This is a genomic window from Photobacterium sp. 2_MG-2023, assembly GCF_030547675.1.
GTDB lineage: Bacteria > Pseudomonadota > Gammaproteobacteria > Enterobacterales > Vibrionaceae > Photobacterium > Photobacterium arenosum.
The window spans coordinates 14,879-27,386 of the sequence record NZ_JAUOQQ010000026.1; the positions used below are offsets into that span (position 1 = coordinate 14,879).

The following is a 12,508-nucleotide window of genomic DNA, read 5'->3' on the forward strand; positions in this document are numbered from 1 at the left end:
CAGGTTTTTTATCGTTTTCAGCGAAGAAATGTGGCTGAGTCCAGTCGTAATGTTTCAATGTAAAGAGAGAGCGGAATGGTTCTGCGTGTAATAGTGCTTTCAGCTTTAGTGGCGGCGATGCCGGTTAAAGCGATTACAGATGTTGGGGATGCTGTGCCTTTGTATTCAGAGGCGGAACTGATCCATCTGTTTGAGGGCAACCAGCAGTTACAGCGCGTGAAAGCCGATGAGTGCCAGTTGGTACAGGATATTGAAGTGCGGGCAGAGCGTGTTGAACTGCCAGCGTATCAGTTTCTGTACGGTGACATGCTGGCTTGGGGCGTGTGTGTGCAGCGTGACGTTGAACTGGGCCTCTATTACATGGAAACAGCGGCTCGTCAGGGCCTGCCTTCAGCGCTGGAACAGCTGGGCCGTTATTATGCCAGGGGCACACTGGTGCAACAGGATCGGGAACGTGCGATTCCTTATTTGCGCGAAGCGGCGGCGATGGGCCATCTGGCTGCACGCATTCAGCTTGCCGAATTGCTGCTCAATGATTATGGCAGCCCGCTGGATTACGAAGATGCTTACCGCTGGCTGTATCAGTCAGTGACGGCTGACGGCCGGACCCACAAAAAGATTGCTCAGTTACGTCGCAATTTAGAGCTGCGTATGCCTTCCAATGTGATTGCTCGCGCGAAGCGACGAGAGAGCTTCTGGTAACCTCCCTCTTGCCGTGGTGATTTTTGGCCTGCGGTATCTTTTCAGGCAGTTAGCGCTTAGAATGTGATCTGAGCGGCATTTATCTTGTCGCGTTGCTTGAGCTGCCAGTGACAGGCAGGCTCACAAAAAAAGCGTGTAAGCGACTGATTCACACGCAGATATTATCTTCATTTATTGGAGCGGAATTTGACCTGCTCCCAACTAATTATTGATGGCAGGGATATACTTAGGGTATCTGGCTGCCAATACGGATTATTTTATGTCCAAAGGTACAACTGATTTACCCGTCGATCCTTTCCGCGAGCGGGAAGCTCAAAACTACGAAAACCCAATCCCAAGCCGTGAATTCATTCTGGAAGTGGTTCGCGGCTTTAGTACACCTGTTAATCGCGATCAGCTGTTTACCGAGCTGAAATTGCAGGGCGAAGACCAGTATGAAGGCCTTCGCCGCCGATTACGCGCCATGGAGCGCGACGGCCAGCTGGTGTACACCCGCCGCCAGTGTTACGCATTGCCGGAAAGGCTGGATTTGATTAAAGGCCATGTCATTGGCCATAAAGACGGCTTTGGCTTTGTGCGCCCTGAAGGCAGCGGCATGGCCCGTCAAGATGACCTGCTGTTGCCGTCTCATCAGATGCGCGGTGTTATCCATGGTGATTACGTTCTGGTTCAGGTGGCAGGCGTCGATAAACGCGGCCGCCGTGAAGGGCGGATTGTCCGTGTGCTGCAGGAATACAGCGGCCAGATTGTCGGTCGCTATTTTATTGAAGACGGTATGGGCTTTGTCGTACCGGATGATTCACGGATCTCGCAAGATATCGTGATCCCTCAGGAAGTGCGTCAGGGTGCCCGCATGGGTAACGTAGTGGTGGTGGAAATCACCCAGCGCGCCACCCGTCAGTACAATGCTGTCGGTAAAATTGTGGAAGTGTTGGGCGAGAACATGGCACCGGGCATGGAAATTGAAATTGCCCTGCGTACCTACGATATTCCCCATGTCTGGCCGGCAGAGGTTGAGAAGCAGGTCGCGACACTGAAAGAAGACGTGCCGGAAGACGCCAAGAAAGGCCGTGTTGATCTGCGGGATTTGCCGCTGGTGACTATCGACGGCGAGGACGCCCGCGACTTCGATGACGCTGTGTTCTGTGAAAAGAAAAAATCAGGTGGCTGGCGTTTATGGGTGGCTATCGCCGATGTCAGCTACTATGTGCGCCCTGACAGCGCACTGGATAAAGAAGCGATAAACCGCGGTAACTCGGTTTACTTCCCGGCTCAGGTGATCCCTATGTTGCCTGAAGTGCTGTCGAACGGCCTGTGCTCGCTCAACCCTCAGGTTGATCGCCTGTGCATGGTCTGTGAGATGACTATTTCGGCGGCCGGCAAACTGTCCGGCTACCGGCATTACGAAGCTGTGATGAACTCTCATGCCCGTCTGACGTACACTAAAGTCAGCAAGATGCTGGAAGGGGACGAGGATCTGCGCCAGCGTTATGCGCCTCTGGTTCCGCACCTGGAAGAGCTGTACAGCATGTACAAAGTGCTCAAACTTGCGCGTGAACAGCGCGGTGCTATTGAGTTTGAAACGCTGGAAACCCAGTTCATTTTCAATGCGGATCGTAAGATTGACCGCATTGTGCCGTCAGAGCGTAACGATGCCCACAAGATCATCGAAGAATGTATGATCATGGCCAATGTGGCTTCTGCCAAGCTGGTAGAAAAAGCCAAAGAGCCTGCGCTGTACCGGGTGCATGATACCCCGGGCGAAGAACGCCTGACAGGTTTTCGGGATTTCCTCGGCGAGCTGGGCCTGAATCTGACCGGTGGCCTGGAGCCTGCCCCGAGTGATTATGCTCACCTGGCAGCGGCGATCCAGAATCGCCCGGACAAAGAACTGATCCAGACCATGCTGTTGCGTTCCATGAAGCAGGCAGTGTATCAGGCGGAAAACCTGGGTCACTTCGGTCTGGCCCTCAACTCGTATGCGCACTTTACCTCGCCGATCCGCCGTTATCCTGATTTGGCTCTGCATCGTGCCATCAAATATCTGGTTGCCAAAGAGAACGGCACTCACAAAGATCGCTGGACACCGACCGGCGGCTACCACTATTCCTTCGACGACATGGATGTGCTGGGCGAGCAATGCTCAATGACAGAGCGTCGTGCCGATGATGCCACGCGTGATGTGGCTGACTGGCTGAAATGTGAATACATGCAGGACCATGTCGGTGATGAGTTCGAAGGCGTGATTGCCAATGTGACGGGCTTTGGCTTCTTTGTCCGCCTCAATGAGCTTAATATTGACGGCCTGGTGCACATCTCAAATCTTGATAACGATTACTACCAGTTCGATCCTATCGGTCAGCGCCTGGTGGGGGATGCCTCCGGCAAAATTTACCGTCTGGGTGACACTGTCCAGGTGAAAGTCGCGGCGATTAACCTCAACGACCGCCAGATTGATTTCGAACTGGTGGGCGGTGGCAGAAAGTCCCGCCGACCAGGTAAAACCGCGCAAACCCGTGAGAAGCAGCAACGGATGCGCAAAGCAGAAGGCTTGCAGCGTCAGAACCTGAAAGCGTACCGCGTTGAAAACGGTGAAGCGCAGCAGGAGCACAAAGCGGAAGCGAAGAAAGAGCGCACTTCTGTCCGTCAGCAGCTGAAAGCCGGTGTGATAGCCAAGCCTGGCAGCGAAGACGACAAGAAAGGCAAAAAAGCCAAGAAAAAAGACAAGGCGAAAAAGAAATCGGTCAAGGCGCGTAAGCCGCGGGCCGGTAAGAAAGAACGAGCGGCGAAGAAGACTAAGTAATGCGTAATGATATGATTTTCGGCATTCATGCCGTCAGCGCTGTGCTGGGTTCCGACCCGGCACGCTTCATTGAAGTCTTTGTGCTGAAAGGGCGTCAGGACGAGCGGGTATTGCCGCTGCTGAACGAATTGCAGCGATTAGGGGTGACTATCCAGCAGACCGGCCGTAAGGCACTGGACGATAAAGCCGACGGCGGCAGCCATCAGGGTATTGTGGCGCGGGTAAAACCGGGTAAACAGTACAATGAACAGGATCTGGATGACCTGCTTGAAGGTAAAGACAATCCACTGTTGCTGATACTGGATGGCGTGACCGATCCGCATAACCTGGGCGCGTGTCTGCGAAATGCCGATGCCGCCGGTGTGGTGGCGATTATCGTGCCGAAAGACAGGGCCGCCCAGTTGAACGCAACCGCGTCTAAAGTGGCCTGTGGCGCTGCTGAAGTGGTGCCGCTGATTCGGGTGACCAATCTGGCCCGCACTATGCGTGCCTTGCAGGACAAAGGGATTTGGATTGTGGGGACCGCCGGTGAAGCGACTCATGACCTCTATCAAAGCAAACTGACCGGGCCACTGGCCATAGTGATGGGCGCGGAAGGGGAAGGGATGCGCCGTCTGACCCGCGAAACCTGTGATGATCTGATTAAGATCCCGATGGCGGGCACTGTCTCCAGCCTGAATGTGTCGGTTGCAACGGGTATCTGCCTGTTTGAAGCGGTTCGCCAGCGTCAGGACTAAAACAAAAATACCTGCTAAATCAAATGAAATGCCATCCGCTCGGGTGGCCTTTCTGTCTGTGGTGAAAATAAACGCCAGAACAGGGCGATATCGCTGTTCTTTTAGTTGCGCTGAGCGGTGTAATTCTGTACTATCTCGCGCCTAAATTCTCGGTTTTATTTTTTCGTTCCTTGCTTCCCCAGGATAACCGAGCTGAACAGGGAAGCTGAATAATCCGTAAGGAGCAACCCATGCGTCATTACGAAATCGTATTTATGGTGCACCCTGATCAAAGCGAGCAAGTTGCTGGCATGGTCGAGCGTTACACCGGTGCTATCAAAGATTCTGGCGGTCAAATCCACCGTCTGGAAGATTGGGGTCGTCGTCAACTGGCTTACCCAATCAACAAACTGCACAAAGCACACTACGTTCTGATGAACGTTGAAGCTGAGCAGTCTGTGGTCGACGAGCTGGAGTCAAGCTTCCGCTTTAACGATGCTGTGATCCGTAACATGATCATGCGCACTAAAGGCGCTATCACTGAGCCATCTCCAATGATGAAGGCTAAAGAAGAGCGTGCCCCACGTCGTGAAGATCGTGCAGATGCACAATCTGAAGGTCTAATGGCCGACGCTGAGTAATCATTGAATGACCAATCGTCTGGAGTTGTCTGGCACTGTTGCCAAGCATCCCAAACGAAGCCAGTCCCCGGCGGGCGTTCCTCATTGCCATTTTGTGCTTGAGCATCGTTCCAACCAGGTGGAAGCGGACTTAACACGGCAGGTGTATTGTTACATCAACGTGGTGGTCAGCGGTAAAGGTCAGCAATTACTCACTCATGATTTAGCTGTCGGAAGCAACATTAAAGCCGGGGGATTTATCTCGTGGCAAACCGGCCGGAATGGCATAGGTAAGTTAGTGTTGCATGCCGATCATATTGAAAAAATTTAGTTCAGGAGATAAGCCCATGGCACGTTTCTTCCGTCGTCGTAAGTTCTGCCGTTTTACTGCAGAAGGCGTACAAGAGATTGACTACAAAGATGTAGCAACTCTGAAAAACTACATCACTGAAGCTGGTAAAATCGTACCAAGCCGTATCACAGGTACTCGCGCTAAGTACCAGCGTCAGCTGGCTCGCGCTATCAAGCGTTCACGTTACCTGGCTCTGCTGCCATATACTGACAAGCATCAGTAATAGGCCCGGTTTAATTAAGTTTAAGAGGACAAGATAATGCAAGTTATTCTACTTGATAAAATCGGTAACCTGGGCAGCCTTGGTGATCAGGTAAGCGTTAAAGCTGGTTATGCTCGTAACTTCCTGATCCCTCAGGGTAAAGCAGTTATGGCTACCAAATCTAACGTTGAAATGTTTGAAACTCGTCGTGCTGAGCTGGAAGCAAAAGTTGCAGAGCAACTGACTGCTGCTCAAGCTCGCGCTGAGAAAGTTAACGCTCTGGAAGCTGTAGTTATTGCTTCTAAAGCGGGTGACGAAGGCAAACTGTTCGGTTCAATCGGTACTCGTGATATCGCTGATGCAGTAACTGCTGCTGGCGTTGAAGTAGCGAAAAGCGAAGTACGTCTGCCAGAAGGTGCTCTGCGCACAACTGGCGAATATGAGATCAGCCTGCAGCTGCACTCTGACGTATTTGCAACAGTTAAGCTGGAAGTTGTTGCTGCTGAGTAATCAGCACCTGCACTTCTGCGGAAAAACCAGCCTCAGGGCTGGTTTTTTTATGTCTGGAGAAAGGGCTGTCGGCAGGATGGCGCAGCTTAGTAATGACAAAGATCAGTAATGACGCTGCTCAGTAATGAAATAGCAGGTTGATTGTCATGGTGCCGTCGCGCTTTTGCAGGCCGTCCGGTACCCAGCTGTTGAACTTCTGAGTGTTGCTGAGCTTGATAGCGATATGTTCTGAGATAGCACTGGTGAGAGACACCTGGGTTTCCAGCGTGCTGTTACTGTTACCGGCTATGCCTGTCAGCCGGATATTCAGCTCGACATCTTTGGACGGTTTCCAGATCCAGCGGGTACTGCCACGCAGGATCAGCTCATCGACGGTTTCAGGCACTATGATGTCGTCATCGTCAATTTCGTCTATGTTGGGTTCCTGATGGCGGTACCCCGGTCCGGCTTCTATTTCCATCATCATGTTTTCCAGCCGGATGACCCGGTAGCCGATACCGGTTGCCAGGGTGAAATCCCTGAAATAGGGGCCGTATTTATCGTCGATATAGCTGGTATTGCCCAGCACATATGCCCGCTCATTAATGATGAAGTCGCTCTGTAATTCGAGCTGGCCTTTGCGTTTTTCTTCCTCACCGTCTTCTTCTGCCAGCAGGTATTTGGCTTCAACCTGCTGACGAAACTGATCTTTGACATAGGTCAGCCCCAGCCGGGTATTGAGCGATTTGGTATTCGAGTTGCCGGAAAGCGACTGGTATCCCAGCTCCAGTTCACTGGACCAGGGCGAGGTGATCGGCGGGAGCTCTGGCACTTCGTCTGCACTGGCCTCAGCCATCATGAGCAGGCCGGATGTCAGCACAGGAAGCAGTATGCATTTATTTGCCACGTGCCCTCCCAACTACAGACACAAGAAACGACGGCTTGCACAAAAAAGTGCAGAAAAGGTGTAGGCGGCGCAGTGTAGCTGAATAATGTCAGATGATCGTCAGGATGTTGCGCTATTAGACATAAATTTTGCTGAAGTGCCGTAAGATTGGGCAGCGCAGCTTTTACCGGGTCTTTTTTGTCTGGATGGCTGCCAGCTCGCAGGAATGTTCAGGTATACTAACAGGCCGGATTCAGGTCAAACGTGCAAGTGGTTATGGCAGAGAAAAGTAAACCCAATCGTCCCAAAGACAGTCAGATGGATGCGCTCAAAATGCCGCCTCATTCGCTGGAGGCAGAACAGTCAGTGCTTGGCGGCCTGTTGCTGGATAATGAGCGCTGGGACAGCGTTGCAGAAAAAGTGGTCGCGCGTGATTTTTACAGCCGTCCGCACCGGATGATTTTTGAGTCTGCCGCCGGGTTGCTGGAATCCGGCCAGCCGTTGGATCTGATCACCCTGTCAGAACGTCTTGAGCTGCATGATCAGCTTGATGATGTCGGTGGCTTTGCCTACCTGGCCGAGTTAGCCAAGAACACGCCGTCTGCGGCCAATATTACCGCCTATGCTGAGATTGTCAGGGAGCGTGCGCTGATCCGTGACATGATAGGGGTCGCTAACGAGATTGCCGACGCCGGTTATGATCCTCAGGGCAGAACCAGCGTCGATCTGCTCGATATGGCCGAGAGCAAAGTGTTTGCCATTGCCGAGCAGCGTACCAATGAAAATGAAGGCCCGCAAAATGTCGATACCATACTGGAAAAAACCCTGGAACGTATCGAACTGCTGTATCAGTCGCCTCAGGATGGTGTCACCGGGGTCTCGACCGGCTTTACTGATCTGAATAAGAAAACTGCTGGCCTGCAGGGATCGGATCTGATCATAGTGGCAGCCCGTCCGTCTATGGGTAAAACGACGTTTGCGATGAACCTGTGTGAAAACGCAGCCATGGAGCAGGAAAAACCTGTGCTGATTTTCTCGCTGGAGATGCCCGCCGAACAAATCATGATGCGTATGCTGGCGTCGCTGTCGCGGGTAGACCAGACCAAGATCCGTACCGGACAGCTGGATGATGAAGACTGGGCGCGTATTTCGTCGACCATGGGTATACTGATGGAAAAGAAGAACATGTACATTGATGACAGTTCTGGCCTGACCCCGACAGATGTCCGCTCTCGTGCCCGCCGTATTGCCCGTGAACATGGCGGTCTTAGCATGATCATGGTCGATTACCTTCAGCTGATGCGGGTGCCTGGCTTGCAGGATAACCGTACGCTGGAAATTGCCGAGATCTCCCGCTCGCTGAAAGCCCTGGCGAAAGAGCTGAATGTGCCTGTGGTGGCGCTGTCTCAGCTTAACCGCTCGCTGGAACAGCGTGCCGACAAGCGTCCGGTAAACTCAGACTTGCGTGAATCCGGTGCCATCGAGCAGGATGCGGACTTGATCATGTTCATCTACCGTGATGAGGTATATCACGAAGACAGTGCACTGAAAGGCATTGCAGAAATCATCATAGGTAAGCAGCGTAATGGTCCCATCGGTAGCGTGCGCCTGACTTTCCAGGGTCAGTTTTCCCGCTTTGATAACTATGCCGGCCCGGCTTTTGATGATGAGTATTAGCGTTAACCCAGCAGCAGGACAATAAATGAAAGCAGCTACCGCCTATATTGATACCCGGGCTTTGCGCCAGAACATGAGTCTGATCAGACAACAGGCGCCCGGCTGCAAGTTGCTCGCCATGGTCAAGGCCAATGGTTACGGGCACGGTCTGGAGCAGGTTGCTACCGGGCTGCCGGATGCAGACGGTTTTGGCGTCGCGAGGATAGAGGAAGCCCTCTCGTTGCGCGCCTGTGGCGTGGTAAAGCCTATTCTTCTGATGGAAGGCTTTTATTCGCCATCAGATTTACCTGTGCTGGTGACCAATAATATTCAGACCGTGGTCCACACCATAGAGCAGTTGGAAGCCCTGGAGCAGGCAGTGCTGGAGACGCCGGTGAAAGTCTGGCTCAAAATTGACAGCGGCATGCATCGTCTCGGCGTGCGTCCGGAAGAGTTCCAGGCTTTTGTCGAGCGCCTGCATGCCAGCCAGAATGTGGCACAGCCGCTGCGGTATATGAGCCACTTTGCCTGTGCCGATGAGCTGAACAGCCCGGTGACAGACAGTCAGATCCAAACTTTTATGTCCCTGACGCAAGGTTGCCGTGGCGAGCGCTCTCTGGCCAATTCTGCGGGTATTCTGGCCTGGCCGGACAGCCACCTGGAGTGGATTCGTCCCGGCATTATTATGTACGGCATTTCGCCGTTCGCTGATAAGACGCACTCTGCCGAGGCCTTTGGTATGCAACCTGTGATGACACTGACCTCCAGTGTGATTGCGGTGCGGACACTCAGGCAAGGGGAAGCGGTCGGTTATGGCGGCACCTGGGTCAGCGAGCGGGATACCAAAGTCGGCGTGGTGGCCATAGGTTATGGCGACGGCTATCCGCGCACCGCGCCGAACGGTACGCCTGTACTGATTAACGGCCGCTGGGTGCCGATTGCAGGCCGGGTCTCTATGGATATGCTGACGGTCGATCTGGGGCCGGATGCCACTGATCGGGTGGGCGATGAAGCAGTATTATGGGGACAGGGATTACCTGCCGAGGTGGTGGCCGATCATGTTGGTACCATAGCGTACGAACTGGTCACCAAGCTGACATCGCGTGTGGCTATGGCGTACCGCTGACAATGAAGAAACTGTTATGCTGACACCCTTATATCGCCGGGCATTATCCCGTACAAGTATCTGCCATCCCAGACAAGCCGTGGTCAATGCCACGGCTTGGTTGTTTTCAGCCTTGCTCTGGGCGGGCTATCCTGCGGTTGCCTGTGCCTCTGATGACGGTATTAAGATCAATACCGGCGGTTATGATGACGAGGGCGAACTGAATTGGGCAAAAGATTATGCCGTGGTGCCCTTTGCTTTTTATACCGACAACATCGGTTTTGCTTTAGGCATGGCCGGAGTGGTCAAAGGCGCTTTTCAGCCACAGGCCTCACTGTTCGGGGCCGGCCTGAAAGGGAACAAGGGAACCTGGCTGACCTATATACGCGGCGATAACTTCCGCTTCAGCAACGACAGCCGCTGGCTGTTAGGTGCCGAGATCTACAACGCCGATTTTCAGCATACCGATTTTTATCTCGGAGAGGCGGCCAGCAATGATTCAAGCGCCCTGGATGCCTTCAATGCCAATGCCTATGATGCCAGATACCGGATGTTTGCCCGTTATATCTTTCCATTGGGCTCTGCAACGGCCAACCCTCTGGCTGCTCTGGCGCTGGAACGCCCGCTGACCGGCAGTACGCCGTGGCAAAGCGGGATCACGTCCATTGAATTTCGCCCTTATTACCAGAACCGCCGCTTTCACGACTCCCCGCCTTTGCCGGACACGGAATTTGCCGATACTGACGAGGTCTGGGCGCTGGAAACCCGTCTGGAGTGGGATAATCTCAACAGCGAACATAACCCCAGCCAGGGATCGCACAGCCTGCTGACGGTGACCACAGATCCCGGCAGCAGCGATCGTGAAAGCTGGTGGCAGTGGGAGCTCAGTCAGAGCTGGTTTTGGGACATAGGGCCGGCCGGTGATTGGTTTGAGCAGCAGGTGATTGCCTTTAATGCCTATTTGTCGGATGTGCCGAGCTGGGATCAGAGTGAGCAGGTGCAGGGGCAAACCCGTTATCACAGGCCGCCAGAGTTTGCCCGTGCCAGCCTTGGTGGTCTGTTTCGCCTGCGCAGTTATCCCGGCGGGCGTTTTTCTGATCGCAGTGCGCTCAGTTACAGCATGGAATACCGGGTCATGCCCGAGTGGCAACCGCTGAGCGGCTGGCCGGTGTTTGACTGGTATGATGTTCCCTGGTGGCAATGGGTGCTGTTTACCGATTTGGGGCGGGTGGCTGACGAGTTTGATCTTGCTGAACTGAACCAGGACATGCGCTGGAGTGCCGGAGGCGCAGTGCGCTTTCAGGTAGAAGGGGTGGTGGTACGGGCTGAAATGGCATGGGGTGAAGAGGAAAGTAGTTTCAACGTCATGGTGAATCAGCCATTCTGAGAGCGGTGCTTTAGCTGTTCGTCCTCCTTGCCAAGGGGAGGGAAAACGCAAGACTCGCAGCAAACTCAATCAGTCCCCCCCTTTTCAAGGGGGAGGCTAGGAGAAGGTGACTGGGGCGCAGACTCAAAAGCCGCGCAGCTGAATACGGCGCAGAAACTCTGTCATCACCCGGTCGTAGAGCAGATCGCCAAGGAAAGCATCCTCGACTTTATGATCGATACTCGGGTTGTCGTTCACTTCTATCACCACCACCTGGCCATTCACTTCCTTCAGATCAACGCCGTACAGACCAGAGCCAATCTGGTTGGCCGCTTTGAGCGCAACCTCGATAACGTTCTTCGGCACCTGCTTCAAATCCAGCGTTTCAAAGCCGCCCGAGGTCACCCGGCCGCTGTTATGGTGCTGGTAAATCTGCCAGTGGCCGCGGCTCATATAGTATTTACAAGCAAACAGCGGCTGACGGTTGAGGATACCAATCCGCCAGTCAAAATCTGTCGGCAGGAACTCTTGAGCCAGAATCAGCGTACTGCGCGCAAACAGGGTATCCATTTGGGTCAGCAGCTCTTCCCGGCTTTTGACTTTCACCACGCCGACGGAAAAAGCACCGTCCGGCACTTTGAGCACCATAGGAAAACCTATGTCGTTTTCGGCCTGTTCGAGCCAGTTAGGATCGAAGCTTTTCAGCACCACACTTTTCGGGGTCGGGACTTTATGCAACCGCAACAATTCGGTGAGAAACACCTTGTTGGTGCATTTCATGATCGACTCCGGATCGTCCATCACGATCAGGCCCAGCTTCTCCGCCGTTTTGGCAAAACGGTAAGTGAAGTTACCGATATTGGTGGTGGCACGAATGAACAGGCCATCAAATTCGCCCAGCCGCGACAGGTCATCCGGCGTAATGGCCTGCAGCCGCATGCCCAGACGCTTGGCGGCTTTCTTGAAATTGTGCAGTGCCGCACTGTCTGACGGCGGCATCTTTTCGTATGGATCGACCAGCAGCGCCAGATCGTAGCGTGCATTCTTGCTGGGCTTGGGTGAGCGCCATACCTTGTTAGAAAAACGTTCCAGTGCATCGGCAAACAAATCCTGTTCAGGATCCGTCAAATCCTGAAACGGGAACGGCGTGATCTGCTCTACCTGCCAGTGCGAATCGGAGCGGCGGATAATGACCTTAATCACAGGCACCATAAAGTGCTCGAACAGGCGGCGCGCCATTTTTTCAAAGCCGGGCACTTTGGACTGACCAAAATAAATTTTTTCTTCGAGCTGATCCCCAGACGACTGCAACTGGTGCGCAAAGGCTTTTTCCAGCTGGTCTGACGGTACCGACAACAGGAAGGGCTGAGATAAGTCATTAATCGTCATCACACGGGGAATGACCCTGTGCCCGCGGGCTTCAGCCATCAGCGAGCAGTAATAACCGCTGCTCATGTAACCGTAGTCGCGACACAGGTTTATGACCTGAGTGGCTTTGTTTTCACAAAACGCGCCCTGCTGCAAATATGTGTCGACAGTGACAACCCTGTCAGAGGGAAAATACTGCCGCCAGTCACTGTCGTTGTCGGTAATAATGAGGACTTTTGTCAT

Annotated in this window: 12 protein-coding genes; 10 read left to right on the top strand and 2 right to left on the bottom strand. The window is 53.5% G+C overall.

The genetic code is table 11. From position 1 onward, the window contains the following. The first annotated feature begins 75 nt into the window (after positions 1-75). From Q4491_RS17705 to rplI, 7 genes are all read left to right on the top strand, one after another. A complete protein-coding gene (locus tag Q4491_RS17705; protein WP_303459487.1) occupies positions 76-702 on the top strand; it encodes a tetratricopeptide repeat protein in 627 nt (208 codons plus the stop codon). 259 nt (positions 703-961) lie between these two features. Beyond that, positions 962-3,505: a ribonuclease R gene (gene rnr / locus Q4491_RS17710; RefSeq protein ID WP_192017356.1), complete on the top strand. Its 2,544-nt coding sequence runs from the start codon at positions 962-964 to the stop codon at positions 3,503-3,505. Further along, positions 3,505-4,242, top strand: coding sequence for a 23S rRNA (guanosine(2251)-2'-O)-methyltransferase RlmB (rlmB, locus tag Q4491_RS17715; protein WP_192017357.1), 738 nt, complete (start codon positions 3,505-3,507; stop codon positions 4,240-4,242). Before rnr ends, rlmB begins: the two co-directional genes overlap by 1 nt. A gap of 230 nt (positions 4,243-4,472) precedes the next feature. After that, entirely contained in the window at positions 4,473-4,862 is a 390-nt protein-coding gene (rpsF, locus tag Q4491_RS17720; protein WP_192017358.1) for a 30S ribosomal protein S6, read from the top strand. 7 nt (positions 4,863-4,869) lie between these two features. Next, a complete protein-coding gene (gene priB, locus Q4491_RS17725; protein WP_027254047.1) occupies positions 4,870-5,172 on the top strand; it encodes a primosomal replication protein N in 303 nt (100 codons plus the stop codon). A gap of 16 nt (positions 5,173-5,188) precedes the next feature. Further along, positions 5,189-5,416 carry a 30S ribosomal protein S18 gene (gene rpsR / locus Q4491_RS17730; protein WP_002539422.1) on the top strand — a complete coding sequence of 76 codons (228 nt, stop codon included), beginning with the start codon at positions 5,189-5,191 and terminating at the stop codon, positions 5,414-5,416. Between the two features lie 36 nt (positions 5,417-5,452). Beyond that, positions 5,453-5,905: a 50S ribosomal protein L9 gene (rplI, locus tag Q4491_RS17735; RefSeq protein ID WP_192017359.1), complete on the top strand. Its 453-nt coding sequence runs from the start codon at positions 5,453-5,455 to the stop codon at positions 5,903-5,905. A 118-nt stretch (positions 5,906-6,023) separates the two neighbouring features. Here rplI and Q4491_RS17740 read toward each other — a convergent pair whose 3' ends face one another. After that, positions 6,024-6,791, bottom strand: a complete 768-nt coding sequence (locus Q4491_RS17740) for a YdiY family protein (RefSeq protein WP_303459495.1) — start codon at positions 6,789-6,791, stop codon at positions 6,024-6,026. Positions 6,792-7,046: 255 nt separating this feature from the next. Between Q4491_RS17740 and Q4491_RS17745 the strand changes: the two genes are divergently transcribed. The 3 genes from Q4491_RS17745 to Q4491_RS17755 are packed head-to-tail and all read left to right on the top strand — an operon-like array spanning position 7,047 to position 10,918. Then, on the top strand, positions 7,047-8,447 hold the full coding sequence (locus Q4491_RS17745) for a replicative DNA helicase (protein ID WP_120513586.1): 1,401 nt from the start codon (positions 7,047-7,049) through the stop codon (positions 8,445-8,447). A gap of 25 nt (positions 8,448-8,472) precedes the next feature. Continuing rightward, positions 8,473-9,552, top strand: coding sequence for an alanine racemase (alr, locus tag Q4491_RS17750; RefSeq protein ID WP_237796226.1), 1,080 nt, complete (start codon positions 8,473-8,475; stop codon positions 9,550-9,552). Between the two features lie 16 nt (positions 9,553-9,568). Continuing rightward, complete coding sequence (locus Q4491_RS17755; protein ID WP_303459499.1) at positions 9,569-10,918, top strand: BamA/TamA family outer membrane protein; 1,350 nt, start codon at positions 9,569-9,571, stop codon at positions 10,916-10,918. Positions 10,919-11,041: 123 nt separating this feature from the next. Here Q4491_RS17755 and Q4491_RS17760 read toward each other — a convergent pair whose 3' ends face one another. Beyond that, a complete protein-coding gene (locus tag Q4491_RS17760) occupies positions 11,042-12,508 on the bottom strand; it encodes a RimK family protein (RefSeq protein ID WP_192017362.1) in 1,467 nt (488 codons plus the stop codon).